The sequence below is a fragment of the Ethanoligenens harbinense YUAN-3 genome (assembly GCF_000178115.2).
Taxonomy (GTDB): Bacteria; Bacillota; Clostridia; order Oscillospirales; family Ethanoligenentaceae; genus Ethanoligenens; species Ethanoligenens harbinense.
Window position 1 is genome coordinate 1893268 of record NC_014828.1, and the last position, 26202, is coordinate 1919469.

General features: G+C 52.8%; 25 protein-coding genes. 3 read left to right on the forward strand and 22 right to left on the reverse strand.

Annotation, left to right across the window (positions count from 1 at the left end; genetic code table 11):
* Positions 1-5 precede the first annotated feature (5 nt).
* The 21 genes from kdpA to ETHHA_RS08935 form a co-directional block, all read right to left on the reverse strand.
* The gene (gene kdpA / locus ETHHA_RS08835) at positions 6-1262 is read right to left on the reverse strand and encodes a potassium-transporting ATPase subunit KdpA (RefSeq protein ID WP_013485634.1); all 1257 of its coding nucleotides are present in this window, start codon (positions 1260-1262) and stop codon (positions 6-8) included.
* Entirely contained in the window at positions 1259-1528 is a 270-nt protein-coding gene (locus ETHHA_RS08840; RefSeq protein ID WP_013485635.1) for a DUF4315 family protein, read from the reverse strand. The genes kdpA and ETHHA_RS08840 overlap by 4 nt, the downstream gene beginning before the upstream one ends.
* Before the next feature lie 13 nt (positions 1529-1541).
* On the reverse strand, positions 1542-3509 hold the full coding sequence (locus ETHHA_RS08845; protein WP_013485636.1) for a C40 family peptidase: 1968 nt from the start codon (positions 3507-3509) through the stop codon (positions 1542-1544).
* Entirely contained in the window at positions 3490-5877 is a 2388-nt protein-coding gene (locus ETHHA_RS08850; protein WP_013485637.1) for a VirB4-like conjugal transfer ATPase, CD1110 family, read from the reverse strand. The genes ETHHA_RS08845 and ETHHA_RS08850 overlap by 20 nt, the downstream gene beginning before the upstream one ends.
* Positions 5816-6220: a PrgI family protein gene (locus tag ETHHA_RS08855; RefSeq protein WP_013485638.1), complete on the reverse strand. Its 405-nt coding sequence runs from the start codon at positions 6218-6220 to the stop codon at positions 5816-5818. Before ETHHA_RS08855 ends, ETHHA_RS08850 begins: the two co-directional genes overlap by 62 nt.
* 55 nt (positions 6221-6275) lie before the next feature.
* The gene (locus ETHHA_RS15600; protein ID WP_479723650.1) at positions 6276-6848 is read right to left on the reverse strand and encodes an MT-A70 family methyltransferase; all 573 of its coding nucleotides are present in this window, start codon (positions 6846-6848) and stop codon (positions 6276-6278) included.
* A 13-nt stretch (positions 6849-6861) separates the two neighbouring features.
* Positions 6862-7257, reverse strand: a complete 396-nt coding sequence (locus ETHHA_RS15605) for a DUF7007 domain-containing protein (RefSeq protein WP_013485640.1) — start codon at positions 7255-7257, stop codon at positions 6862-6864.
* A 42-nt stretch (positions 7258-7299) separates the two neighbouring features.
* Positions 7300-7770 carry a SpoVG family protein gene (locus ETHHA_RS08870; protein WP_013485641.1) on the reverse strand — a complete coding sequence of 157 codons (471 nt, stop codon included), beginning with the start codon at positions 7768-7770 and terminating at the stop codon, positions 7300-7302.
* 45 nt (positions 7771-7815) lie between these two features.
* Positions 7816-8682, reverse strand: coding sequence for a VirB6/TrbL-like conjugal transfer protein, CD1112 family (locus tag ETHHA_RS08875; protein WP_013485642.1), 867 nt, complete (start codon positions 8680-8682; stop codon positions 7816-7818).
* Between the two features lie 12 nt (positions 8683-8694).
* Complete coding sequence (locus tag ETHHA_RS08880) at positions 8695-8910, reverse strand: Maff2 family mobile element protein (protein WP_013485643.1); 216 nt, start codon at positions 8908-8910, stop codon at positions 8695-8697.
* A gap of 83 nt (positions 8911-8993) precedes the next feature.
* Positions 8994-10823 carry a VirD4-like conjugal transfer protein, CD1115 family gene (locus tag ETHHA_RS08885; RefSeq protein ID WP_013485644.1) on the reverse strand — a complete coding sequence of 610 codons (1830 nt, stop codon included), beginning with the start codon at positions 10821-10823 and terminating at the stop codon, positions 8994-8996.
* Positions 10813-11286 (reverse strand): PcfB family protein, encoded by a 474-nt coding sequence (locus ETHHA_RS08890; protein ID WP_013485645.1) that lies wholly within the window; start codon positions 11284-11286, stop codon positions 10813-10815. Before ETHHA_RS08890 ends, ETHHA_RS08885 begins: the two co-directional genes overlap by 11 nt.
* 78 nt (positions 11287-11364) lie before the next feature.
* Complete coding sequence (locus ETHHA_RS08895; RefSeq protein ID WP_013485646.1) at positions 11365-12162, reverse strand: DUF6674 family protein; 798 nt, start codon at positions 12160-12162, stop codon at positions 11365-11367.
* A gap of 49 nt (positions 12163-12211) precedes the next feature.
* Positions 12212-12925 (reverse strand): antirestriction protein ArdA, encoded by a 714-nt coding sequence (locus ETHHA_RS08900; RefSeq protein ID WP_013485647.1) that lies wholly within the window; start codon positions 12923-12925, stop codon positions 12212-12214.
* A complete protein-coding gene (locus ETHHA_RS08905) occupies positions 12912-13274 on the reverse strand; it encodes a DUF7768 domain-containing protein (protein WP_013485648.1) in 363 nt (120 codons plus the stop codon). The genes ETHHA_RS08900 and ETHHA_RS08905 overlap by 14 nt, the downstream gene beginning before the upstream one ends.
* 297 nt (positions 13275-13571) lie before the next feature.
* The gene (locus ETHHA_RS08910) at positions 13572-14945 is read right to left on the reverse strand and encodes a ParB/RepB/Spo0J family partition protein (RefSeq protein WP_013485649.1); all 1374 of its coding nucleotides are present in this window, start codon (positions 14943-14945) and stop codon (positions 13572-13574) included.
* A 94-nt stretch (positions 14946-15039) separates the two neighbouring features.
* Positions 15040-16902 (reverse strand): DUF5057 domain-containing protein, encoded by a 1863-nt coding sequence (locus tag ETHHA_RS08915; RefSeq protein WP_013485650.1) that lies wholly within the window; start codon positions 16900-16902, stop codon positions 15040-15042.
* Between the two features lie 68 nt (positions 16903-16970).
* On the reverse strand, positions 16971-17561 hold the full coding sequence (locus ETHHA_RS08920; RefSeq protein WP_013485651.1) for a hypothetical protein: 591 nt from the start codon (positions 17559-17561) through the stop codon (positions 16971-16973).
* A 46-nt stretch (positions 17562-17607) separates the two neighbouring features.
* Complete coding sequence (locus ETHHA_RS08925; protein ID WP_013485652.1) at positions 17608-18195, reverse strand: hypothetical protein; 588 nt, start codon at positions 18193-18195, stop codon at positions 17608-17610.
* 385 nt (positions 18196-18580) lie between these two features.
* Positions 18581-19033: an Lrp/AsnC family transcriptional regulator gene (locus ETHHA_RS08930; protein WP_013485653.1), complete on the reverse strand. Its 453-nt coding sequence runs from the start codon at positions 19031-19033 to the stop codon at positions 18581-18583.
* A gap of 570 nt (positions 19034-19603) precedes the next feature.
* A complete protein-coding gene (locus tag ETHHA_RS08935) occupies positions 19604-20536 on the reverse strand; it encodes a bacteriophage abortive infection AbiH family protein (RefSeq protein WP_013485654.1) in 933 nt (310 codons plus the stop codon).
* A gap of 533 nt (positions 20537-21069) precedes the next feature.
* On the opposite strand from ETHHA_RS08935, the gene ETHHA_RS15185 reads away from it, so the two are divergent.
* Both ETHHA_RS15185 and ETHHA_RS08950 read left to right on the forward strand, forming a co-directional pair.
* Positions 21070-21846, forward strand: a complete 777-nt coding sequence (locus tag ETHHA_RS15185) for a YdcF family protein (protein WP_013485655.1) — start codon at positions 21070-21072, stop codon at positions 21844-21846.
* A gap of 191 nt (positions 21847-22037) precedes the next feature.
* Positions 22038-22487 (forward strand): hypothetical protein, encoded by a 450-nt coding sequence (locus ETHHA_RS08950; RefSeq protein WP_013485656.1) that lies wholly within the window; start codon positions 22038-22040, stop codon positions 22485-22487.
* Positions 22488-22822: 335 nt separating this feature from the next.
* Here the strand turns inward: ETHHA_RS08950 and ETHHA_RS15190 are convergent, their stop codons facing one another.
* The gene (locus tag ETHHA_RS15190; RefSeq protein WP_013485657.1) at positions 22823-23656 is read right to left on the reverse strand and encodes an AraC family transcriptional regulator; all 834 of its coding nucleotides are present in this window, start codon (positions 23654-23656) and stop codon (positions 22823-22825) included.
* 343 nt (positions 23657-23999) lie between these two features.
* Here ETHHA_RS15190 and ETHHA_RS08955 point away from each other — a divergent pair, with 343 nt between their 5' ends.
* The gene (locus ETHHA_RS08955) at positions 24000-26186 is read left to right on the forward strand and encodes an alpha-galactosidase (RefSeq protein WP_013485658.1); all 2187 of its coding nucleotides are present in this window, start codon (positions 24000-24002) and stop codon (positions 26184-26186) included.
* Positions 26187-26202 lie beyond the last annotated feature (16 nt).

Here is a 26202-nt window from a genome sequence, read left to right on the forward strand (position 1 = left end):
CCTTCTTACAGCGTCAGCTGCTCTGCAATCGGCCCGAGCACAAGTGCCGGAAAAAACGACAGCGCGCCGATGACGATGATGATAAACAGCAGCGTCAGGCCAAACATTGCCCGGTCGGTGCGGAAAGTACCCACCGATTCCGGCACGATTCTTTTTTGGCTGAGAGAGCCCGCCGCGCAGAGCATGGCCGCCAGCGGCACATAACGCCCGAGCAGCATGATGACACCCATTAGAATGTTCCAGAACAGCGTGTTGGCATTCAGCCCCGCAAACGCAGAGCCGTTGTTGGCTGAAGCGGAAAGGAATGCATACAGCATCTCGGAAAACCCGTGGTATCCGGGGTTGGCAACCGAGCTGAAACCCGCTTTGATTACCGAGGCCACGCCAAGCGGCACCAGCACGAACAGAGGATGTGCAAGGATTCCGACGGCGACCATCTTCATCTCTTTGCCCTCAATTTTTTTACCGAGGTATTCCGGCGTGCGCCCCACCATCAGGCCACAGATGAAAACCGTAAGGATGGCATACATGATGACGTAGATGAACCCGGTGCCTTTCCCGCCGAACACAGTCTGGAGAATCATGTTCCACATGGCCATCATGCCGCCCATTGGCGTCATGGAATCCATAGAGCCGTTTACGGTGCCGACCTGATATGCCGTTGTGGCGCCGGAAAACAGGGACGTTCCCGCGATGCCAAAGCGTGTTTCCTTTCCTTCCATATTGCCGGCCTGGCCGGTAAGCCCGGCCGCTGCCACGGCATGGTTGCCGGCCAGCTCGGCGGCATAGGTAATGCCCACGCTCGCAACAAGCAGCACTGCGAGCGTAACGAACAGCACGCGCGCCTGCCGTTTGTTCTTGGTCATCTTCCCAAACGCAACAACAAAGGATGTGGAGATCAGGCCCAGTTCCAGAATGGTGATGAGGTTGGAAAACGGGGTTGGATTTTCAAACGGATGGGCGGAGTTGGCGTTGAAAAAGCCCCCGCCGTTGGACGCCAGATTTTTGATAGCTTCCAGCGAAGCCACGGGACCAAGCGGGATCACCTGCTTCGTTCCTTCGATTGTGGTGATAATTGAATTGGCGCCAAGCGTCTGCGGAGAGCCGCAGGCGACATAGACAATGGCAACTACGATCGAGATCGGCAGCAACAGCCGCGTGGTGAAGCGGATGATGTCCACATAGAAATTGCCGAGCCCCCCGGTGCCTGCCACGCCGCGCAGAAAAGCCGCAGCAGCAGCCAGCTTATGAAATTTTCTCATTCTTTTTCATCCCCCTTATCGGTATTGGTTGACTTCGGGCCAACTTGGCCCGAAGTGAAAAGCGCCCCGTTTTGCTCACGGAGCGCCTTTAAGACAGTCGGGAGGTCGTTCAGCGAAATGTCCGTGCCGCGCACGGCCTCCACGATTTCGATGTTTTCAAGCTCGGTTTTCTGCTTTTCAAGCTCCCGAAGCCGGGTCTGAAACTCATTGATTTTTTCTTTGGTCTTGTCGATGTCCTTGTTGACGCGCTCAATTTTCGCGTTCATAAAATTCCTCCATTCATGGTGATGGCAATCTGCCAAAGCTGAGAAAATGAGATTGCCAGTAGCTTGTCGTGATGTCCGAGTAGCCGATGGGGTCGCCCGCCGCAATCATCTCCCCGTCCCCGACGTAGATGCCGACGTGGGAAACGCCGGTGGTGTCGTAGGTTCTTTCAAAGAAAACCAGATCGCCGGGCTTCGCTTCGGAAGCGGGAATGGGAGTACAGATGTCGTAAAGGCCCTGCGCTCCGAGGCGTCCGACATTCCAGCCGCTGTGATTGATTACCCAACTGACATAGCCGGAACAGTCGAACGAGGTTTCCGGGCTGGAACCGCCCCACACATAGGGATAGCCAAGATATTTCTTTGCCTCCGTCATCATGGCGGCAAAGGTTTTGTCCGACATGTATGCCTCGGGGATGGTATAATCGGTGTACTGTTCGAGGACGGAAGCGTTCGGGTACTGCGATTGCGGGAACAGGTCGGGCCGGTTTCCGTGGGTTTTCATGTAAAAGGCATACCGGGAAAGCTGTTCCTCCGTCAGAACCGAAGCGGGCAGATGGGATAAGTCCTCGTTGTGCAGGGTCACGGTACAAATTGTGTAGGTATACGGAACCTGCGTGGTTACGGTGGACGTGCTGCCGTCCGGGTTCGTCACCGTGCTCATTTCCGTGCGGTAGCGGGTTTCCGTCTGAACCGACTGCGTAAGCTGATACTGTTTTCCAAACAGGGTGGAAAGGGTACTTTGCACCTCGTCAATCGTCCACGCCCCTTCGTGCAGGGCGCTTAAAATGGAGATCAGTACATAAGGGTCGTGCCCGATCTTATCAAGATTGAAATGGTACTCGTCGTAGCCGGGATGGAGCGTTGCGTAGTTGTCGGCCTCGCTTTGCAGCTTCGTTTCCAGGCCGGAATACGCCGCTTCCGCCGCCAGCATGTCCGAATTCTGAGACGGATAGGTTCCCGCACCCACGGCCCCGATCAGGCCGTTGCCGATGGTGGTCATGGACGCCATGCAGGATTGCAGGGCCAAAATCAGAAGAAAAGCAATCAGCGCAATCAAAAGCCCCGCCGGGTGTCGCTTGGCAAAGGCAGCGGCGGCGCGGGCGATTTTCGCCGTTGCGGTTGTGGCTTTCCCCGCCGCCCGCGCGCCCTGCTTCGCGGCCTCCCGCGCCTGTTTCTGATACTGCCGCTTGATACGCTGCTTCTGAAAAAACCGGGAAACCGCGTTTTCCTTTAGCTCCGGGTGCTCCCGCGCCATCCTGCGGTACTCAAAATCCGCTTTCGCCCGGATGTCCCGCCGTTCCCATTTGGTAACGCGCCGGGCCGGGCGGGTCTGGATACGATGCTTTACAAAACGGGAAGCGCCCCGGACGGTCTTTTCCCCGGCAAGTTCCGTTTTGTGCGCGGCCTCCACGCCCACGTTCTCCTGCTCCACCTCATGGATTTTCTGATGGGCGTAGTACCACACGCCAGCCGCCGCCTTTTTTGCGACGTTTTTCGCCGGATTGGGTTTCGGCGGTTTCTGCGCCGCCGCCTTTTCACGGGCGGCGTCCAGCTTCGCGCCGGTCTTTTCAGTCCGGAACTTGGATTTTTCAAACCGCCTGTCATTCCGCGCCGCCTTTTTATCCGATGAAGGCCCGCCGCCATCGGCGGAATGGCCTCCGTCACCGCCGGGCGGCGGTTCTTCCTCACGGCGCAGACGGTCGGAGAATCGGGCCTGTTCGCTGTGCGGGCGGTATTTGCTCCGACCCGAAGGGGCGGGAGCCTCCCGCGCAGGCGGTGGAGTGTCCGGCGCGTCGGAAATCGGCGGGCTTTCAGAAGGGGAAAAATGCCCGTTGAACTTCGGGCCAACTTGGCCCGAAGTGACCGAACCATCCCGCGCAGACGGCGGCGCGTCCTGCACACCGGGGCCATCCTCGATATGAAAGCGGTGGGCCGTGTCATTCTCCGGCCCGCCGTTTTCCTCATTCCTGTTTTGCTTCATTGGCTAAGTCCTCCGGGCGAGTCGTGAGCAGACGGTAAATTTCGGTGTCCTTCGGGAAGCGGTCTACAAAGGGGATGGTGGTATTCCCGTAAAACAAAAGCCCATCGCCGGGATTGCTGTGGGTGATGTAGGAAAGCTGATGCGGCGAAATGTTGAGCTGCTTGGCTAAAATCTGCCGGTCGCCCTGCGCCTGGGAAAGCAGAATCATGAAGTCGGTGTTTTCAAGAATATTCTCGATTTCCCGGCTCGCCATGAGGTCTTTGACATTCTGCGTTAAGGCACTCGGCACACAGCCTTTTTTCCGCAGCATCTTCCAAACCGTCACAAAATAGCTGGCGGTCAGCGCGTCCCGGAGCAGAATATGGAACTCGTCGAAGTAGCACCACGTCGCCATGCCGTGTTGGAAATTAGCGTTGACCGCCGAAGTGACAAGTTCGTTCGTGATGTGCATGGCGATTTTCCGCAGGTTTTCCCCCAAGCCTTTCAGCACGACGCAGACGATCCGGCTGTTCAGGGTAATGTTGGTCGTGTGGTTGAACAGGTTGAGGGAGCCGGTGCAGTAAAGCTCCAGCGCCGTCGCAATGCGTTTTGCTTCCGGCTCCGGCTGCTGACAGAGTAATTCGTACAGGTCTTGCAGGACGGGCATTTTCTGCGTGTCGATGCCGAGGGCGATATTCCGGTAGACGAGGCTGACGCAGCGGTCGATCACCGTTTTTTCGATGGGCTGCAAGCCGTCCCTGCCGCCCACGATCAGTTCGCAGAGGGACAATAAAAAATCCGCTTTCATCGAAAGCGGGCTTTCCTCGTCGGCCATGCTCATTTGAATGTCCATCGGGTTGATGTGGTGGGAGCTGTCCGGGGCGATGTCGATCACCTGCCCGCCGAGCCGCCGCACCAGCGGCGCGTATTCCCCCATCGGGTCAACGACGATAATTCTGTCTCTTGTGGCAAGGAACACGTTGATCAGCTCCCGCTTGGCGGCAAAGGATTTTCCGCTGCCGGTCGAACCGAGATACAGGCCGTTGGCCGATTTGAGCTTTTTCCGGTCGGCCATAATGACGTTGTGTGAAAGGGCGTTCTGCCCGTAGTAGATGGCCGGGCCTCCCATTCGAAGCTCCCGCGTCATGAAGGGGACAAAAATGGCCGTTGAGGAAGTTGTCATGCCACGCTGGATCTCAATGGAGTTCCCGCCGAGAATGAGGCTCGACATGTACCCGGCCTCTTGTTGAAAATCCAGCCGTTTGAGCGCGCAGTTGTATTTCTGCACGATGCCCGCCACGGTGAAAATGTCGTTCTCCAACTGCTGGCGGGCGGGGGCCGTGTTCAGAATCAGGAAGGTCAGAAGAAACATGCGCTCGTTGCGGCTTTGCAGATCGGAGAGCAGCGCCATCGCGTCCTTGCTGAAGGTGACGAGATCGGGCGGCAGGATGTCCATGTCATAACCGGCGCGCACGGCTTTTTTCTGTTCCTCCACTTTCATTTTATCGATGTCGCTGATTTTGCCCTTGAGCGCTTTGATGGCCTTTGTCTGGTCAACCGTCTGGATATGCAGGGTAATAGTCATTTCAGCATCCATTTCAAGTAGCTCCGCAAGGAGCTTGTCGGAAAGCTCGGAGGCCAAAATCTGCATATACGAAACCGCGCCCCAGGTCGTGCCGCCGACACGGAAAGCACGGCTTTGCCGGAAGTCGAAGGACGTTGGAGCAATGAAATCTTTCGTCCCCATGCCGGTTTTCGGAATGTCGGCCCATGAGAAAGCGAACGGTTCCCGGCTGTTCGGATGGAGCTGCCCGTGCAGCACTTCCAGCCGTTCCCGCCCGGCGAGGGGCCGGGACTGAACGCCGAGCTTTTTGAAATCGCTCATGATGTCGGCCTCCACCCGTTCCAGCCGGGGCCGGGCCGCACCGATTCCGTCCGCTTCAATGCCGAAGGTGATATATTTGGAACGGACGATGCCGTTGTTGCTCTTGGCAATCTGCCCCGTGAGCATTTCCACATACTCGCCCCGGATGGCGTCGTATTTGTCGTGCTGCGGCGGGATATTGACGCTGTATCGGTTTTCGGGCCGAGAACGGTGGTTGATGAAGGAAAGCTGAAACGGCAGGGCGCTGTCAAAATAATTGAGAAACGAACAGTAGCCGTCGAAGATCGCGGCCTGATCGTCCGCCGAAGCGACCGAATAGTTGATGTCCTCGTACTCGACGGTTTTGGTATAGAAGCCCTCCCGCACCTTGCAGATACCGTCCCGGAGCATTTCGATATATGGGATGGTCTGCTGTGCCGTCTGCGGCCCGCGCCCTTTTTTCTTACCTCTTTTTGCGGGGATGGGAACGGGGAGCCGCTTTTTTGCCTGTTTTTGCTGATTCAAGCTGAGTTTCCTCCTTTCCGGCGCCAATGAACGGCGCATAGAAATTTTCTGTTCGGTATGGCCTCGTCCGGGGCCAGAGGAAGGAAGTGCGGACGATATTCCGCAGCACCTTTTCAAAGGGAAGCCCGTCGCGTTCGTACATGGCGAACAAAAAACACGGGAGCATCAGGCCGATCATCAGGAACATGGCCCCCGTGTTGCCGATGGCCTTACGGGTCAGAAGATAGGTCGGGATGCCCACGACCGCCGCGATACCGAAGCAGATAAGCTGGCGTTTTGTCAGGTTAAATGCCATTTTGGTTTTGATTCTGGATAGGTCGGTAGGTACGTTTACATAAGCCAAGAGGGAATGCCCTCCTTTCGGGTAAAATGGAACTTCGGGCCAATTTGGCCCGAAGTCAAAGTGTAACGGTATTTGCCACTTCATTTCCCCACACGTCCCAACCGGGTGGGGATTGCCGGGCGAAAAGCTCCACGCGGGGCAGATCACCCATCAGCCGGACAATGCGGTTTCGCGCTTCGTCCGGCTTTTTGCTGTGAGTTTCCACCGGGGAAATGATGAACTGATGGATGCCCTTGTCCCGCCGTTTCGGATGTCCGCGCGTCGCTAAAAGGCATACCTCCGCATTGCTCCGCGTCCAGAAGCCCATGCCGTAGAACCACGTTTTTGCTTTCCGGTTCTGTTTAAGCCAGACGAACGCCACGGTTTTGAAACCGAAGCCCCACGCGGAAATTACGCGCAGGGCTTCGGGCAGTTGCGGAAAGGTCGCCCAAAGAAAAAGCGCACTGTCCTTCGCGGCAAGTTCCGCCACGGGAAGCGCGCATATTTCATCACAACTCATGGTGGAATAATGATTTTCGGCTACGCCTTGACCGCCCTTGTTGGCGTACCGCCACGGGGGATCGGCGTAAATTATGCTAAACTGTTCTTTTAGAATAGTGATGAAGCCCCCTTTCTCACTTCGGGTCAAGTTGGCCCGAAGTTCAGCGTTCAGCGCTGTGTACCGGGACTGTCTGCCGGGCCGGGGCCTTTTCAAGCCCAGTCTGCCGCGCTCGCCAGTAGTCCGGGTTGTACTCCCGGATGGAATGGTTGATGTTTTCTTCAAACGCCGCCTTGTCTCGGATACGGTCGGGGACGCTCCACAGCTTTTTGTCCAAAAGCTCACGGAGCACGACGCTTTCCTGACAATCTTCCTCAAAGCAGAGATAATCGCCCTGCTTAAAACCGCACTTCCGCGCGGCGGGAGAAAGCATAGCCGAAACTTCTTTGGAAACCAGCGTCCCGCCGTGGCTGGCGGTGCTGACGAGGAACACGCCGGGGCAGAGCGCATCGCAGGTCTGCACCTTTCCCCATGGGGAATTTTCGGGGTTATTGAACATCTGAACCTCCTTTCCGGCACTTCGGGCCAACTTGGCCCGAAGTCACCGCTCCGCGTTTTTGATTTTGCCGCCCTTTTCGGGAGCAGGCCGGACGGCGTTGTCCTTTGCCGCCTGTTTTTCGCCGTTGGCAAGCTGTTTCTGGATGGACTGCTTTTCGGCATTGGGGATGGCTGCGGCGCGGGCCTGCAATTTCTCGACCGCCTCCCGGTAGGCCGTTGTCACGGCCCCGGTCAGCTCCGCGCGGAATTCTTTGGTGATGGGCCGCGCCGTATCCCGGTATCCGGTCTTGCTATTCCTGTCCGGCTTGCTCGGCATTCCCACGAACAAGCCCTTGTCGCCCTGCAAAATCTTGAAATCGTCGATCACAAAACTGTCGTTGATTTTCAGACTGGCGAACCCCACAAGATTGCCCTTCGGTTCGATGGGCCGGACGGAAACGTCCAGCTTCATCGGCAGAACGGGCGCGCCCTCCTGTTCCGTGGCCTGCCCGGTTGTCCTTTTTTCGTCACTCATAATTAAAAATTTCTCCTTTCCACTTCGGGCCAAGTTGGCCCGAAGTCAACGCGCCCCGAAAATACTTTTCGATAGGCTCCCCGTCTTAAAGAGGGTGAAGCACAGAAGAACCGTGTACCCTACGGCCGACCAGATCGCGCCGATGGGGTCGCCGCTTGTGGCGATGCTCTGTATCAAAACCGCGTAGATGCCGACACAGACCAGCATCAGGAATCCCTGAAACGCCACGGCCAGCAGAGAGCGAAAATAGTTGTGGCCCATGCTGCCAAGCTCCCGGTTTACCGTTGTGGCAAATGGAATAGGGGCCAAACTCGTCATCATGTAAATTTCAATCATCCGCCCGTAAACGATCACGAAAACCACGATATTCAGGGCAACCATCGTGAATTTTACAAAGATGGATTGCATCCACAAGCCCAACAAAGGGCCTATGTCCATGCCCTGCAAGGTGGTTTTCAAGTTGTCCAGCATACCGGACGTGACGGTCGTACTGCTTCCAATCAGCCCTGCCGATTTGTTGACCACGCTTTGCGCCACGTCGAACACGGCCATGACGATATTGAATGTGTTTGATAGAATCAGCACGGCGACGAAGGTTTTGAACACCCACTTGAAAAACATCCATGTGTCGATGTCGTGAAGGTTATTGCGGTCGATCAGCATTTGGATCAGTTCATAGCACATGACAAACGTCAGTACCAATCCGGCAATCGGCAGAACAACCGTTTCGGAAAGCTGCTTTATCATGGAGAACACCCCGGCGTTCCATGACGCCGGGGAAGTTCCCACCTGTGTTGCAATCTCTCCGACTTGGGTGTTCACGTTGTCGAAAAGCCCGCTGAGATTTCCCATGATGCCGTCGATCAGCACGCCTTTGAGCCATTTGGTTATCCAGTCGGTGAGAAAATCCATATCACACTACCTTTACTTGAACAGGCCGGACAGCATCGGAACAAGCGTTGTGCCAAGAAGAATGACGCCGCCGCCCGCCATGAGCTGTTTGATCCCTTGCGATTTCGCGCCCGGATTATCCGACCCATACCCTTCCAGAAGGTTAATCACACCCCACACGGCAAGGCCCGCGCCCAGCGCAACAACAAGGGTCTGCAACGTGCTGACCGCACTTGTGAAAAAAGACATAGCATTACCTCCGTTTTCGTTTTGGAACACAAAAAAGCCGCCATTTTCGGCGGCGGGGAACTTCGGGCCAAGTTGGCCCGAAGTTATGCAAACGCATCCGGGTCGTCAACATCGTCGTAATTGAGGATGTCCTCGTCCTCTCCTGCGGCGGCGTCCTCTCCGGGCGCGTCTACCTCGTAGACGGTATATATTTCATCCGGCTTCACTTTCATACGCCGGTCAATCAGGGAAGAAATGTCGAAGCTGTTGCGTTTGTCGGCCTCGGCGGTATACTTGTAGTTCGGGTGCTTTTTCAGGTCGTACTTGGGGGACAGGAACGGACGGAGGCCCCGAAGCTGCAAAATGCACTTGCTCCCGTCCATTGTGGTCAGCTCGTCTATCGTCATAAGCTCTTTACCGAGCCGTTGCAGATTTTGGCCGTGACTTTCCTGCATCCCCCGCGTGACGCTCTCGGTATACATGGAAATCGTCTCTTTTCCCAAAGCCTCCGAAAGCTCCTTGACGGTGGTATGCTCCCGGCCCCCTAAGAAAATAACCGAATCCATGTTGCCTAAAATTGTCTCGGCATTGTCTTTGTAAAGGGCTTTCAACTGAGCCTCGGCCTGTAAAAACAGGCACAGCGAAATTTCACGGGATCGAATAACGGCCACCAGTTTTTCAAGTTGCGGCACCTGTCCCGTGTTCGCCGCCTCGTCCCACAACACCCGCACATGATGGGGCAAGCGCCCGCCGTACTTGTTGTCGGCCCGTTCACAGAGCAGGTTGAACATCTGTGAAAAAGCCAATGCCACGATGAAATTGTACGTCGTGTCAGTGTCGCTGATGATGAAGAACGTTGCCGTTTTCCGGTCGCCCATGCGGTCAAGCTCCAACTCGTCGTAGCTCATGATCTCCCGAAGCTGCGGGATGTCAAAGGGGGCCAACCTCGCGCCGCAGGAAATGAGAATACTTTTCGCTGTCTTGCCGCTGGCGAGCTTATACTTCTTATACTGCCGCACGGCAAAGTGATTGGGGTTCCGTTTTTCCAGCCCCATGAACATGTAATCCACGGCATTCTTGAAGTTATCATCATCTTCTTTTACTTCCATGCTGTTGATCATGTCCACGAGGGTATTCATGTTGCGTTCTTCCTCCGGCCCCTCAAAGACGATATACGCCACAAGTGCGCAGTACAAAAGGGTTTCTGCTTTCGTCCAGAACTCGTCACCCTCCTTCCCGTCGCCCTTTGTGTTGGTAATCAGGGCATTCACGAATTTCAAAATATCCGATTCCGTCTTGATATACGACAACGGATTGTAGTGCATCGAACGGGCAAAGTCGATGGAATTGAACACCTTGATTTTATAGCCCTGCCGTTTCAAAAAAGCGCCGACCTGTCCGAGTATGCCGCCCTTCGGGTCAACCACAACATAACTGCTATGTGCCTGCAAAAGCTGCGGGGTCAGCCAAAACCGGGTTTTGCCGGAACCGCTTGAACCGATAATACAGCAATTCAGGTTCCGAGCGTTGGCCGGATTCTTGGGCCGCGTGTTCATCGTGAGAAATTCAGTGCCGGTGAGAATGACGTTGTTTTTGAAAACCGGGTCGATGAAGGGCTTGATGTCCTTCGGCGTTCCCCATCGGGCGCTGCCGTATTCCACATCCTTTCTGAACTTTTTGGCGTTTTTTATTTTGTACCAGACCACAAGCCGGAGGATAACGGCCCCCACGAGGCCGATCAGCCAATCGGACGCGACAAGGCCCGGCGCTATCGTCTGAAACGCCGGGCCAATTGTTTTTATCATGCCGATCAGCTTTTCCCCGAAACCGTCCCCCGCCGCGAGGCGGTACGCCGTACAGAGCTTCAGACAGCACCAGAAGATGAACAGATAAGGGACGTTCGGCAGAACAAATCTGCGGATTTTATCGCTCATTCCGCGTCGCCTCCCGTTTTCGCTCGTGGACGCGCGGCCTCGACCGCGCCACATCCGCGAATTTTCTAAGCCGCGCGAGGATGGAGGGCTGTTTGCTCTTACCTCGGCCCATCACCAGCTTGGTATACTCCGAGAACGCCACCGTGATTGCGTCGGCCTGCCCGGCCTTGAAAAACAGCAGATATTTGTTCGGCCCGGTCTTATGGAAAGCGTAATCGACGTTATACTTCCGGGCCACGCGGTCAAAGAGCTTGGTATCGCCGGAAAGGTCGAGGCTGTTGGTGGAAACGCGGTGATTCATGAGCTTTTTCACGCTCTGCCTGCCCTGCGGAGTCTGCACCTTGCGGTGCTCCTTTTGGATCTTCCGCAAAACCGCCGCCAACGCCTTTGCGAGCGTCCGGCCCGTGAGCTTCGCGGCGTTGATCGAAACGGCAACCGTCCGGCGCTCTATATCTTCCTGCATCAAAAAACCTCCTTCCCGCCATAACATGGCGAACGATAACCGGCAGGGGGACTTCGGGCCAAGTTGGCCCGAAGTCCTCTAACGCCCGTCATGCGCCACGGGCCGGGGCCGCTCCGCCGCGGGAGCTTCCTTTTTGCCCTGCGCGATTTGCTCATTGAGAGCGCTCATGGTTTTTCGGATCGAGGGCTTGCGTTCCGCCGCTTTTTCCAGTGTGGCAAGGCCGGAAAGGGCGGCTTCCACATTCCTTTTCATGGAAACGAAGCAGGAGCGTTCCGTTTTGAACGGAGCTTCCAGCGCCCTTGTCAGCCTGCCCGCCGATTTTGCGTCCCGAACGGATTCCATTCCCGTAAGCGCACGGGCCATGTTTTTTACATGCCGCCCGGCTTCATGGTACTCGGTGCTCACGGCCTCGATTTTGGAGATTGCCGCCTCGTCGAACCGGATATTTTCGGTCAGGTTGTTACGCATGGCTTCCAGCAGCGGACGGATTTTGAAAAAGCGGGCGACGTTGTGGAGCGCGGAAATCCCTTTTTCCTTGAAAGCGTCCACAGCGTTTTTACAGCCCTCAATCACGTTTTGCTTTACCGCGTCCAGCCGCCCCCGCAAAACCGCCACATTCTTTTCCAGCGTTTTGACCGCGTTTTGCAGGGCGGTCTTGACGGGATGGGCCAACTCCCGCGCCTCGTTCAGTTCCCGGCGCATGGCGGCAAGCTCCTTCACCGCCGCGTCAAGCTGGCGCTCCATCGCGCCGACCTGATTCAGAACAGCGAAAAAATTCTTCCGGTCGGGCGCGTTGTTGGCCTCCAAAATCGCCAAAAGCTCCTTGACATGCTCGTTTTCCAAAAGCGGTATCGCTATGGTTTCACTTTTCTCCATTAAATAAGATCCCTCCTTTCTGCACTTCGGGCAAAGTTGGCCCGAAGTGTTAGCGTTCCTCACAGGCAGGGGCGGGTCGGTCTTTCGCAGGGGCAGGCGCGGCGTCGATCATCCGCTGATACTGTTTGAGCGTGTCGCGGATGGATTTTTCCGGCGCGGGGTACGCGAAAATTCTGCATTCCTCCGGCAGATCGTCCCTGCCGTTGTAAAGCTCCACAAAGCGGTCGCCGGTGTCCACAATATAGCCGTTTTCGGTGAAGGTGCCGCCGTCCTCCAAGGAAACGTCCCGCCCGTATGCCTCGTAGTCGATGTAGTTTTCCAGATACTCCGGCACTTCCAACGCGCCCATTTCGTCGATCATGTAGCGGCCCAAATCGTCCTCGTCGCAAATGCCAGGGTAATACTCGTAGCAGTCGAGGTTTTGCGCAAGGTTGATTAACTCTTTCAGGCTGCTTGTATGGTCGCCGCAGGAAAGGGCGGCTTCAAATTTTTCCCGGTCGCCCTTGTCCAGATCATCCAGAAGGGCGGCGAGATAGTTCAGCTCGTCCAGATCGGCGTATTCGGGGAGGCAGTCGTACAGGCCGGAAACCTTCGTTTCGTAGTCCGTGATGAAAATTTCTTCATACTGAACGCCGTCCACATGGATACGCTGGAAAAGCGCCTGCACTTCCTCAGTCGTGGCGGGGAGCTTCAAAAACTCCCCGTCCAGAACTCCTTCGTTGTAGCGCCCGAGGTTTGTAACAAAGGCGTCAATCGCGCTCATTAACGGCCTCCGTGCGGCCCTGTCCCTTGACTGTCAGAATGCCGTCCAGCGTGGTCGCCGTGATATTCAGCCGTCCGGCTGTGGCAATGTCGTTTTTCATATCCTCGTTTACGCCGTCGCCGCAGACAACCAGCACATGGGAACGGCGCAGAAGGTCGCGCCCGATGTCGATGCCGCTTTTGTGTTCCTCCGGGATGGCGTCGTTGAGAATGAGGGGCAGGTAAAGCAGAGGGCAGACCGGAGAAAATCCAGCCTCGTATACCTTCCTGCAATACCGCGCCGCCTGTTTCGCGTCCGCGTCCTGATCGCCGCTCCACGCGGCTGTGATGTATGCCAATGGTCTTTTCATATTAATAGAAAGCACCTCCGTTTCTGTCGCGCTGAATATGTCAGCCTTTTCCCCCGCCCTTTCCACTCATGGAAAGGGGGCGGCTCAAGGGAATAATCCCCGTCGCATGGCCGCAGGAAAGCACAGCCGGAGCCCGCCGTCAAGAGCAAGGCCGCTTCGCGGTGGCGCGCCACTCTTGACGGCGAACACCGGTTGTGCTACAAAAATGGCGGCGACGGGGAATAAATTCTTTGAGCATCGGGGTACGGGGCAGCGCCCCGCGCGTCATTGCAAACTTCGGGCCAAGTTGGCCCGAAGTTATTTCTCCTGTTCGGCCTGCTTTTCCGGCTTCGCAAGCTCCGGCTGCTTTTCCTTCCACTCGTCGAGCAGTTTGATGATGGTATCCTTCATTTCGCGCGGGGTCTTTTCCTTCCCGAAATACTGGCTAAGCTCCTGACTTGAAATAATCACTTTGTCTACCTCCTTTTTTTCTTCGAGCATGATTCCGTCGATCACGTCGCCGTTGAGCATCCCTTTCTGGTCAAGCTCCCGCATCCGCTGTGCCTGCGACAGCGACGGGGCCGACTGCTGGCCCTCGATGGCAACGGCGATATACCGCTGATTTTTCGGCCTGATGAATGACATTTCCACGGCGGGGGTGAACGAAATTTTCTTATCGTCCACCATTTTTATCAGGTCGGGAACAAGGTCGTTCAGCTTGATATACCGCTGAACCTGTTTGACCGTCATTTTGTTGCGTTCGGCCACAACCGCGTTGGAACGCTGCCCGTTTTCCGACTTCGGGCCAAGTTGGCCCGAAGTGGAGAGGTCGCCCCGCGCGCCCTGCCGCTTGATAGCCTCCAACTGCATTTTCAGGGCCTTGGCCCGTTCGCTCGGCAGGATGTTTTCACGCTGATTGATGTTGTCCTCCACCATCTGCGTGATTGCTTCATCATCGGAGAGGTTGCGGACGATACAGGGCATATCCGCGTACCCGGCCAATTCGCTGGCTTTTTGGCGGCGGTGGCCGGATATGATTTCATACCCGCCGTCCTCACGGGGCCGGACAATGGCGGGCTGCGTTACGCCCTTGTCCCTGACGCTTTCCACCATCGCCCGCATTTCATCATCATCCCGGACTTGGAATGGGTGATTTTTGAAAGCGTGAAGTTCTGACAGGTTGAGGAAAACGATCTGTTCCGTTTCGCCCTTGCGGGGAGGCTCTTTCGGCTCCTGTGGCGGTTCCGGCTCCGGGGCGGGGATTTCCTCCTTCACCGGGGCCTTTTTCGCGGCGGCGGGTTTCTGCTTTTCCGCGCGGGGCTTGCGCTCCTTTTTGGGAGATTCAGCCGGTTTTTCCGGTGCGACGGTCTGTTCGGCCTTATCCTCCTTTGGGTGTCTGCCTCTGCGTCCGGGTTTCTTTTCCGACATAAGCTCATTGATTTTGTCGGACGGAACAACCACGTCGCCAGGGACGGGGATGTGTTCGCCGCCGATGTCTGACGGTGCGGGCGGCTCAATCGGTTCTTTGGCCTCATTGGACAGCGCCGATTTCTCGGCGTCCGGTTTAGGGGCCGTGGCCTCGCCGCCGACTTCCGGCGGTGGGACGGCGAGAGCGGCTTTTTCCTCTGCCGGGATTTCACCGACCGGGGCGGTTGTCGCTTCCTCCGGCATATTGGCTTCGTCTTTTGCCATATGGTTTTTCCTCCTTGCTGATTTTTTGCAGTAAAAAAGGGCCGAGAAAAATCTCCGCCCGTTCTGCCTGTTTCGGTTCTTTCAAAATGATTTGCTAATCCGCAATCGTGAAATCCAGCGTCAGTTCATGGGAAACGGTTCGCGCGTTCGCCCAGGCTAAACCGAATTTAGCGGTAAGCGCCAGATTTCCCGATGCTCCGTTCGCGCCGAGCGTCCCCAATGGGACTTCCGAAGCGAGATCACCCGTGTAAACGGGCGTTCCCCGGTCAACCACCGTCCAGCCTGAACCGGCTGTTTTGCCGATTCCCACGCCGAGCGCAATTTTGCTTCCGGTCTGCGCCGCCGTCAGGCTGTTCCAATCCGGAAAGGACGTGGGGGCGGCGTCACCGATGCCGGAGGTCGCTTTCAGCCCCGCGACGGAAACCTTAATGGGAAAAATGGAATGGTTGGTGATCGGAATGTCCGGGGCGGTGAACGGCGTGTTGCTGTTCGGGTCAATCGCGTAACTGACACTGACCGGATGTGTGACAGACACCAACTCGTCCACGGAATAATGAGTAACGGATGAAACATTTCCGGCATTGTCCACGGCGGCGATATGGATGTAAAAGCCGCTGCCGGACGGACGGGAGAAGGTATAGCTGTTTGCTGTCGTGGTAATGCTCCCGTCCGGGACGGTATCCGGCTTATCGTCCACGACGATGGAATAACCTTTCATCCCGGTTTTCAAAGAAGCGGAAACAACCGGAGAATCGTATTTCACGCCGTCATTCTGGCCGGTGGCTTCCACATAATACTGATAGCCGGTGGCGTTGTCCTGCGAGGAATACTGGACGGTATATTGCGTCCGGTCGGAATTGTGCGTAACACTGGAAATCGTCGGCTTGTCCGGCGCGTCCAAATCCTGCCCCTTGTGGTCATTCCAGCTTGTGTCGGTCGTGATTTGAGCAAGGTAGAACAGGGTGTTTGCCGTGACGCGCTGCTCGTCCGGCGTGGCCTCGCCGTTGGAATGGCCGGTCTGAATCATGGCGCAGTTTGACCAGCTTGTCAGATAAAACGTATTCGTGCCATGCCCGCCGGAACCGGTGGCCTCCGCGCTGTTGGGGTAAGTGTACGGCGGCTGATACGTCATCCACACGTCCCCGAAAGCAAGCTGATTGGAATGGGACATCGGGACATTCAAGACTGTGCCAACGTCACCAATTTTCCACGGGTAGTTGGTGAGCAGGCCCTTCTTGGAAACCTTGATTTGCGCGCTGCCGAGCACCGTGTAATGCGGAATCGTCTGAATATTACAGTAATGGGCCAGCTTGAAGAAATTCGGCATGGAGATTGTATCATTGTCTACCATCGTGTCATGCCCGAAAAGGACGCCTCGCCCGGTTTTGATAAAGGCGTCGGTTTTACTCTCTGCCGCAGAGGATAAATCCTGACTGGCAAAGGCGTCCCACGCCCCGAAATACAGCACGTCGTATTTGTAGGTGCCGTCCACGTTTTTCAGGTAAGCGTCCGGGTTGGCGTTAAAATCGGAGATTGAAACGGTATCCACGGAAATAAGGCCCTTGCCGTACCCCTTGGAATCATACTCGTTCGGTGTCTCCATCCACATTTTCAGAGAAGCCGACTTCGGCAGGGTGTAACTCTTTCCCTGCCATGTCGTAAAGGAAACGGTCGGCTCAACAACGGGATAGATGTTCAGAACCTTCGCGTGGTCTTTGGCGGGGATGCTCTGGAAATTCGATTCATGCACGGATTTGGAATAGAGCATATAGCTGTACGGCTGGCTTTTGTCGCTGTTTGTCCAGTTCAGCGCCACATAGTTCCCTGACGGATTCGGCGTTGCGGTCAGCGTCAGAACCGACGCGGCGGAGGCCGCAAACGCGGGTGAAGCACTGGACAACAGGATACCGGCGGCAAGCAGAGGGACGAGAAAAAGCCGCCTGAATGATTGCCTCAAATAGAAACCCTCCCTTCGGCGTGGAAGGTTGGCCGGGAAAATCCCGGCCAATTCCCGCGCTTCTGTTTTTATGCGAGCTGGAATTGAAATACAAGCTGATGGTTGGCCGTGTACGCCCCGTCGAACGCAAGGCCGTAGTCTGCCGTCAGAGACAGCGCGCCGGAAGTGTTCGGATTCAGCGTCCCGACCTGCAACGGCGAATCGCTCACCGCCCAATGAGTGGAAGCGCTGTATCCGCTGTTCCAGCCGGAATTGCCTTTTGCCGCAATGCCGAGCGCAATGTACTTTTTGGAATCCACGAGGTTGAGCGAACGCCACGCTTTCGCGGACGGGTCAACGTCGGTAAAGGTCAGAGAGCCGCCTGAAGCGGCTTTCAGGGATTCCACCGTGGCGATCACCGCAACTTTGGTGTTGTTGGTCACGGTGATGTCGGGCGCGGTGAAGGTTTCGGCATCCGGGCTGATGGCGTAGGCCACGTTGATCGGATGGGTGACGGAGATGGTCAGCGGCGCGATGGAGCCGTTGATCGTCACGTTCCCCGTAATGCTGCCCGTGCCGGTGTCGGTTTTGTCGGCGGCGAACGCCGGGACTGCCGCCATCACGCCGAGCACGGCAAAGGTGACGATACCCGCGAGGATCTTTCTGAACCTGTTTTTCATTGAATAACCTCCTGCATGTTTTTATTTCAACCGCAAAAGCGGCTGATTACGAAACGGAAAGATGAATTTTGTAGTCGGCCATCCCAAGGTAGGACTTTGTATCCTTGCTGTAATACCGGATCGTCGCCGTCACGCTGTAATTTCCGGGTGAAATCTGCTTGGAGAGTGTAAGGCCGTCAATATGTTGGCCCGGATAGATCGGTGCTGATTTTGCTATGGTTTCGTCATCCAGCACGATTTCGCACTGCATAATGACGGTGTTGGAGGACGGATTTTCAACTTCCCATGTACCGGTGCTGCCTTTCGCTCCGCTGGAAAAAGACGCCTGCGCGCTTACTTTATCGGTGACGGTAACTTCCTGCTTTTGAAGCCGGGACAGGATTTCCTGCCGTGACGGGGTGCTGCTGCTTCCCGACTCCGCGCTGCCGGTATCGTCCAGAGACGGAACGGACGAGGATGGGGCGGAACTGGACGGCGGCGGATTCGGACTTGGGTGCTGATTTCCGCAGCTTCGCAGCAACAGCAACAGGAGAAGCAGCAAAAGCAGAAGAATCGCAAGAATGTACGGCCATTTGCGCTTCCGCTTTTCATCCTCCTTCCTGCGCCTGTTTCCATTGGCTTTTTCAGTTGTCATGCGTTTGCCTCCTTCATTCAGACACAAAAAAAGGGCCTGATTTTTCAATCAGACCCGTCGGGGATATGTTGTCCCTCCCTTCGACTTCGGGCCAACTTGGCCCGAAGTGACCGCTACCATACAAAAACACCGCCCATAGTCTCACTAAGGCGGTGTTTTGTGTAATGTGATAGCTCTAATGTTTTATTTTTTGCAGTTTTCCTAATACGTTTGGCTCATATGAAAATAAGGCGCATCCGCCATTGACCCGGCCGCAACGGCAAAAAACAGAAAGCCGGCAACGATCCGCAAGGATCATTACCGGCTTTTATTTCGGGACAATCGGGCGCCTGGAATCGCGTCCGATTTCCCTGCATTGTTCCACCGACAATGGGGTGCAATGCCGTCAGGATTCTTCTTCGTTTGCCATGAGATTGACTCCCCTGCAATTCACAGAGGTCGAAAACACGATTTGCGTGGATGTGTTCCCAAATTTTTGAAGCTGGTTGATAAAAACATCCAGCTCCACCGTGCTTTTGAACGCCACCTTGATTAGCATCGAGTACTGCCCCGTCACACAATGGCACTCCATGACATTGGGGCACTGGGAAATGAACGGGTAAAAAACCGTTTTCTTCTTGGGGGACATCTCCAGATTGATAAAAGCGGTGACATGGTATCCGATCTTGACATGGTCGACTGTGGCCATATAGCCTGTAATGATCCCGCGTTTTTCCAGAGAATCAATCCTCGCAGACACGGCAGGCGACGACATATACACCATTTGGGCGATCTGCTTGATTGGAAGCCGTGCGTTCTGCTCCAAAATCGTAAGAATTTTACAGTCTATTTTGTCCATTTGAATCACATGCAACCTTCCGTCTATGTTTTCACACACTCTATCATAGCGGATGTGTTTTGATTCCACAAGGCGGTTAAACAAAAAAGCAGGACCGTTTACACCATTTATGATAGGGTTGCACACCTTTTCACATAAAAAAGCAGAATGCACTTTCTGAAAAACAAGTAGCTGCTTCAACATCGTCCGGTGATTAGAACCGATTTCCAATGATTTGGAATATAGCAATCTATATAGACGGTCACCGAAAGACTTTAGACTTATCCGACGCGAATTTTTTACAAAAAATGCCCCCTGATTTTTGGGGAGGCACTGTTGCCCGCTCAGCTTATTAACAGCGGAAAAGCGCCAGACATCCTTTACCAATACTCGTTATATACTCTATGCCGGCATAGTTCAAGTCTTTAACAAAATGTCACCATAAAATTATTGCCTTTTGGCATAGTAGCTATTTTCACTTTTCATTACGGAATTATTCTTTTACATATGGTTTGCCTGTGCTACCATATAAATGAACCAGGCGCATACGAACGCTTGCAAAACGTTTTCATGGATTTGAGCTATCTTATGCTAAATATGGTAAATTTCAAACTCACCTTTGAATCCATTGCTAATTACTATATTTTTATATTCTTCAATTTTATCCTTACTATCAAAATCATTGAAAAACCATGTTATCTGATTTGTGTCTATTCTTTTAAAGATGTTTTGGAGATATATTCTGTCGACAGATGAAAAGGAAAATCCATACGAATAGATGCTTGTTATCTGAGAATGAATTTTCTTAAAAAATCCTTCGTTGTCCCGAATCGCGTTTTGAGTGTCTTTTCTCAGCACTTTGCGCATCAATCCATACTCATATTCCGTTCCCGGATGTAGTATCGCTTCAGCCATTTCCGGATAAAAAGGCGCTTTGTCTTTTCCGTGCCCAAACAATAGTTTTCCACCTTGAACCCCATGAATATGGCATACGTCTTTAATTCCATATTTTAGTTCTAGTGTCTTTGTATAATTAAATGATAAAAACAAGTCGCTCTTATTATACAAATCACAGAACTCTTGTTTTAAGGTAATGCTTCTAACATCAATAGAATCTATCCATTTACTAAAATACAATGGGATCTGTTGAACAATATCATATAGCCTTTTAGAAAGATATTCATAATAGTCTTCCAATTCGATGTCATATTCTTCCACAATTTCATCTTCATCAATATCCGGCAGCAACATATCATAATCAATTTCTGATAACGAATCTTCTAAGTTTCCCCACGTGATCCCATTTACTTCAGCTAATATATATTCAATAAAATCCATAATAGTAGAAGTGGTTAATTGCATTTTATCGTCAAGATCGCCCAAGTACGATTGGATGTCATCATATTCACATTGATCGAAATCTTCCACATAATTACATCTTAGGTACTCGTGAAAATCCTCATATGTTGTCGCTAAGCCATGAGATAAATCAAAGCCGTTTCCAATAATAAACAGTTTTTCCATATCAGCCTGCCCCCTTCAATATTTATAAGTAAACCCGCTATGTAGATTTACAATATTTACGATCAAGTGGTGATTGACATCGTTTGTTATTGCGCAGGTATTCTACAACACTTCACCTCCATATACTTAGACTCCATGCCGTAATTTACTATCTATTAAATTTCCAATTATCGCTGGACAGGGTGGATCGTAAGAATGCAGGGCTCGGAACTGACAAGGTCAATGTCAAAAAGGAATACTCTCCCGACAGCTCAGCATATGAAGGGTTCTTCGAACATCTTAAAAACGATATGTTTTATAATGGATTCTGGAGTGATATTTCCACTAAGCAGTTCATCGATATTCTCAATGGATACATGAAATGGTATAATGAGAGATGAATAAAGATGTCTCCCGGAGCTACGAGCCCGATGACTACAGAAAAAGCATTGGTCCAGTCGCATGAGTAAGTCCAGAACAACATCCGCACCCCAAAGGTTTTTAAACCGGCAGTCAGGACAATCAAAGATGAACTTGTTAAGAGGTGCCACCCCATGAAATTGCTTCAAATTTTATCAGCCATCTCCCGAATTATCGTTGGGTTACTCCTCCTTCTCACCGCCTCACCTAACCTATACACAAAGCTAAAGATCCTAGAATCCTTTGTTCCCCTTTTTGTCCCCCTTGGGCTTCTGCTTTTGCTATCCGTGCTGGTCTTTCCTTTCCTAACCCCGAAGCTTAAAATCTCCCGGGTGTTTCGTCGCTTTCTGTGGTCGGTTTCGCTTCTCTGCATGGCAATCGTCTGCTGGATGGCCGTCTCTTTCACAGCGATCATACTGGTTGGCCGCGGCAGCACGCCTCCCGCAGGCGCTACGGTAGTTGTACTCGGTGAGGGTTCGTACAAAGGAGTCCCAGACTTTAATCAGTTAATCGGCATCACCGCTGCCGGTAACTATCTGCGCACACATCCTTCCGCCATGTGCATTGCCAGCGGCGGTGTGACAACCGACATCAGTCCCGCTGACGCAACCGCCATCCGCGACGTCCTCATTTCGCAATACCAAATTTCCTCCGACCGCATTTTTGTCGAAAATCAGTCGCGCACCACTCATGAAAATATGCTGTATTCCAAGAAAATCATTCAGGCGCATGGGCTCTCGCGCAATATCGCGGTGGCGGCGCCGGCGTTTCACCTGCTGCGCGCCGAGATGATCGCGCGGCGCATGGGGCTTGTGCCGTATGGCTTGCCCGGCAAGGTGTATCCGCAACAGCAGTGGCCAAATTATGTTCGCGAGCTGTTTGCTTTCCCCAAAAGCTTTCTGTTGGATTGACATGGTTCTTCCACTCTCGCCATCTGATTTCTCTTTGCATTAAGTGCTCCTGTGTCAATTATTTGCGATTTTTACCCGGAACATTTCCGATCAACTGCCCCGCATTACACGAAGTCCCCTTTCCTCTTAGCGCCGCCGCATTATAATACAGCAAAGCTTCTACATTGGCGCGTGCGAGGACAAACCGACTCATGGAGAAAAACAACGTCAAGCGGGGCACACGATATACGCGCGGTGTTTTGCACATAGTCGCGCATAACAGCGTCCACCCGCGTTGCAATGGAGAAATCGGCAATCCGGTACTGGAAAAATTGAATTCCAAGCCCGTCAATATGGCTCTCTGTGCCGTCACACACAAGGTTGTAAATATCATTTTCACCGTTTTGCATGACCAAAAGCCATTTGACCTGCGAAACCCGGAAATGCACGCCCGAAAGCTGCGAGAGCATCACCTTCTTACCGTAGTACAATACTCCCCAGAATCAGGTAAGCTCTCTCCTATGGCGAAGGGCTTACCTGATTTTGTATTTTTTCTCTTCAAAAAAATTGCCCAACCTATTGCATTTTCTTGGCTGGTCTCCAACTGGTCGCGAATTTCTGACAAGACCGGTTATCAGAGATTTATGGAAACCTATTTGTAAATCATATTACTGGCTGAAATCAATGATTTTTCCGCATTTCAAAAAACAAACAGCTAATTGTATTTTCAACCGAATCCATCTGTAAATTAGTTTGATGCATTTCAATGCACCAAGAACAATGTTTTTAAGAGGTCTGTCACAGCCTGCCTGGGGCGCAGCGATCGGCAACATTTTTCGGACAGAATTATGGCGATTCATAAATAGAAAGGTAACTCTGCTCCATTTTCCGATTCCAACTGATTGCAAGCTTTTGCGGGTTAAAAAACTCGTAAAAGCTCAATAAGTCACAATAATCAGCCGACTTGTATGGACAAATTTTCTATTGCCCTTGCAATTCAATTATTTCTCCTTTTATATTCAGAGGGTGTGATACCGAAATGCTCTTTAAAAAGTTTGGAAAAATGAGAGCTATATTCAAAGCCGACAGAGCTCGCTATTTCATTAAAAGACATATCGGTGGTATGAATCAAAATACCTGCACAATCCAATCGATAATTATTCAAGTATTCTTTGGGCGATAGGTGCACCGTTTCTTGAAAAATACGATAGAGCTGTGAACGGTCTACACCAACAAAGTTGGAAATGTCGGTAATCTTAATATTTCGCATGTAATTAGATTGAATATACTTGGAAGCGTTATGAAAGCGATTGTTTTTACCTTCATGAGATTCGGATTCTGCAAGTACGCGTTGCCCTTTTAATTTTCCCAAAATCAACAGCAGATACCCCGTCCGAACCAAATCGTTCCCAGAAGCAATTTGGCAGGATTCTTTCAAATAAATGAGACAATTATTTATGTAATCGTCCATTTCACAATGAAACAACAGGCAATTTTCGTTTAGCCCTACATCATTTAAAATTTTTTTAGCCGATTTTCCGTTAAAACCCACCCATCGGTAAATCCATGGGTCAGTATCTGCTGCTTTGTAAAATGTGCTGGCGCCAGGTAATATTAGAAAACCATCTCCTTCTTTCAGCAGATATGTTTTATGGTTGACACGATATTCACCGCACCCATTTACCACATAGTGAAGCAGGTAATGCGTCCTGATAGCATAACCAAAGCAATGCCCAGGAGGACAGTTTTGCTCCCCCGCATGCAAGACCTGTATACCCAGCGGTGATGGTTCGCCGGGTGCCAAATAGTAATCTTTAATCGAAGTTCCCAAATATGTCCCTCATTTCTGAGTTAATTCATTGACATTGTAACAAGAATTTTTGAGTTTTGCAACAAAAATATAAAAATCTCATCAATCAATTATTTTTCTTTTGAATCTCAAGCAGTATAATTAGTCTAACGAACGGGCGATAAAATTATTAATAATGCACATAAAATTGGGGGTAGATACTGTGAAATACGCATAACCAGCATGTCTGAAATTCATGTTGATATGTTTCAAGTCCCATTTTATACATCGATTTTATAAATCCCGCATCATTATATTCGTTTCAACTACATCCAACCTTAATCCCTTACATTTAGAAAAACCAACTCAAAGGAGGAACCAACAGATGCCGATTACATTCGATCAAAAAAATGGAATTTTTCATCTACGCAACACCCAAGTCAGCTATGTGCTGCAAGTGACCAAAGAAGGGTATCTCCTGCACCGATATTGGGGCAAAGCTGTTTGTACATATCGTGAGAGCGCGTCCCTTGTATTCTTGGACAGGGGATTTTCCCCAAACCCTACGTCGGATGACCGCACGTTTTCACTGGACACTTTACCGATGGAATATCCATCGTATGGCAGCGGTGATTTCCGCACACCGGCCTTTGAAGCGGCTTTCGCAGATGGGTCTGCCGTAACCGATCTGCGGTATGCGTCGCACCGCGTTGTCGCGGGCAAACCGGGACTGCCGGGATTGCCGGCCACCTATGTCGAGACTGCCGCCGAAGCACAGACACTGGAGATCACGGTGAAAGATGTGCTTTCCGGCTTGGAAGCGGTGCTTTCCTACACCGTTTTTGAGCAAGGAGGCGCAATCACGCGTAGCGTGCGATTCCAAAACAGCGGCAAAGCCCCCGTGCGGCTACTGCGCGTACTGAGCGCAAGCATTGATTTTTCAGACGATGTGTTTGAACTGCTCACGCTGGATGGCGCGCATGCCAACGAGCGAAACGTCACTCGCCGCCGCCTGACACCCGGCACCCAATTGGTGGACAGCTGTCGTGGGGCCAGCAGCCACCAGCATAATCCCTTTATCGCGCTGCTGCGGCCGAATACCGACGAGAACACCGGTGAAGCATACGGATTCAACCTCGTATACAGCGGCAACTTTCTTGCACAGGCGCAGGTAGATCAGTTCCACACGGCGCGCGTTTCCATCGGGATCAATCCGTTCGATTTCGAGTGGCTGCTCCGGCCTGGAGAATCGTTCCAATCGCCGGAAGCAGTGCTGGTCTATTCAGAGGCCGGACTGGACGGACTGTCGCAGGTCTACCACAAGCTGTACCGCGAGAGGCTGTGCGGGGGGAAATTTCGCGATGCCCTGCGACCTGTTCTGCTCAACAGTTGGGAAGCCGCTTACTTTAATTTTGATGCCGACAGCATCTTGAAGCTGGCGCAGGAAGCAAAAGATGTGGGCATTGAACTGGTGGTGCTGGACGACGGTTGGTTCGGAAAACGTGACGATGACAATTCCTCCCTCGGCGACTGGGTGATCTACCACAAAAAGCTGCCGGAAGGCCTGGATGGGTTGGGCAAACGCATCCATGAGCTGGGTTTGCAGTTCGGCCTTTGGTTTGAACCGGAAATGGTCAGCGAAAACAGCGACCTCTACCGTGCGCATCCGGACTGGTGCCTGCATGTGAACGGGCGGCCGCACACCCGAGGACGCAATCAGCTGGTACTCGACCTTTCACGCGAAGATGTCTGCACATATATCGTGGATGCGGTATGCGATATTCTTTCCAGTGCCCCCATTGACTATGTCAAATGGGACATGAACCGCCATATGACGGAAGTAGGCTCGGCCAAGCTTCCACCCGAGCGCCAGCGTGAAACGGCGCACCGCTATATACTGGGACTTTACCGTGTGATGGATGCGATCACCTCCCGTTTTCCGGATGTGCTGTTTGAAAGCTGCTCCGGCGGCGGCGGCCGTTTTGACCCCGCCATCTTGTACTACATGCCGCAGACCTGGACGAGTGACAACACGGATGCCGTTTGCCGCTTGAAGATTCAGTACGGCACCAGCATTATTTACCCGCCAAGCACTATTTGCTCCCATGTCTCTGTTTCGCCAAACGAGCAGGTCGGACGCATCACCCCGTTGCAAACGCGAGGATACGTCGCCATGTCCGGTAATTTCGGATACGAACTGGATCTGGGCAAACTTTCTAAAACAGAGAAAGCGGAGGTTAGCTGCCAGATAGCTCTTTACAAAGAGATACGGCCGCTCATTCAGTTTGGAAAGCAGCATCGTTTGCTCAGCCCGTTTGAAGGCAATGAAACCGCGTGGTTGTATGTCTCGCAGGATGGCAGTGAAGCACTGGCATTTTATTTCAAGGTGCTTGCCCAACCGGCTGTTCCGATTCGCATCCTGCGTCTGAAAGGCCTTGACCCGTCTGAGCAGTACCGCGATTTGGGAAGTAACAAGGTATTCGGCGGCGACGAACTGATGTATATCGGCTTAACCGTTCCAATAGAAAACGGCGATTTCATAAGCACGATCTGGCATTTTAAGCAAATATAGTATCACGTTTGCTTTC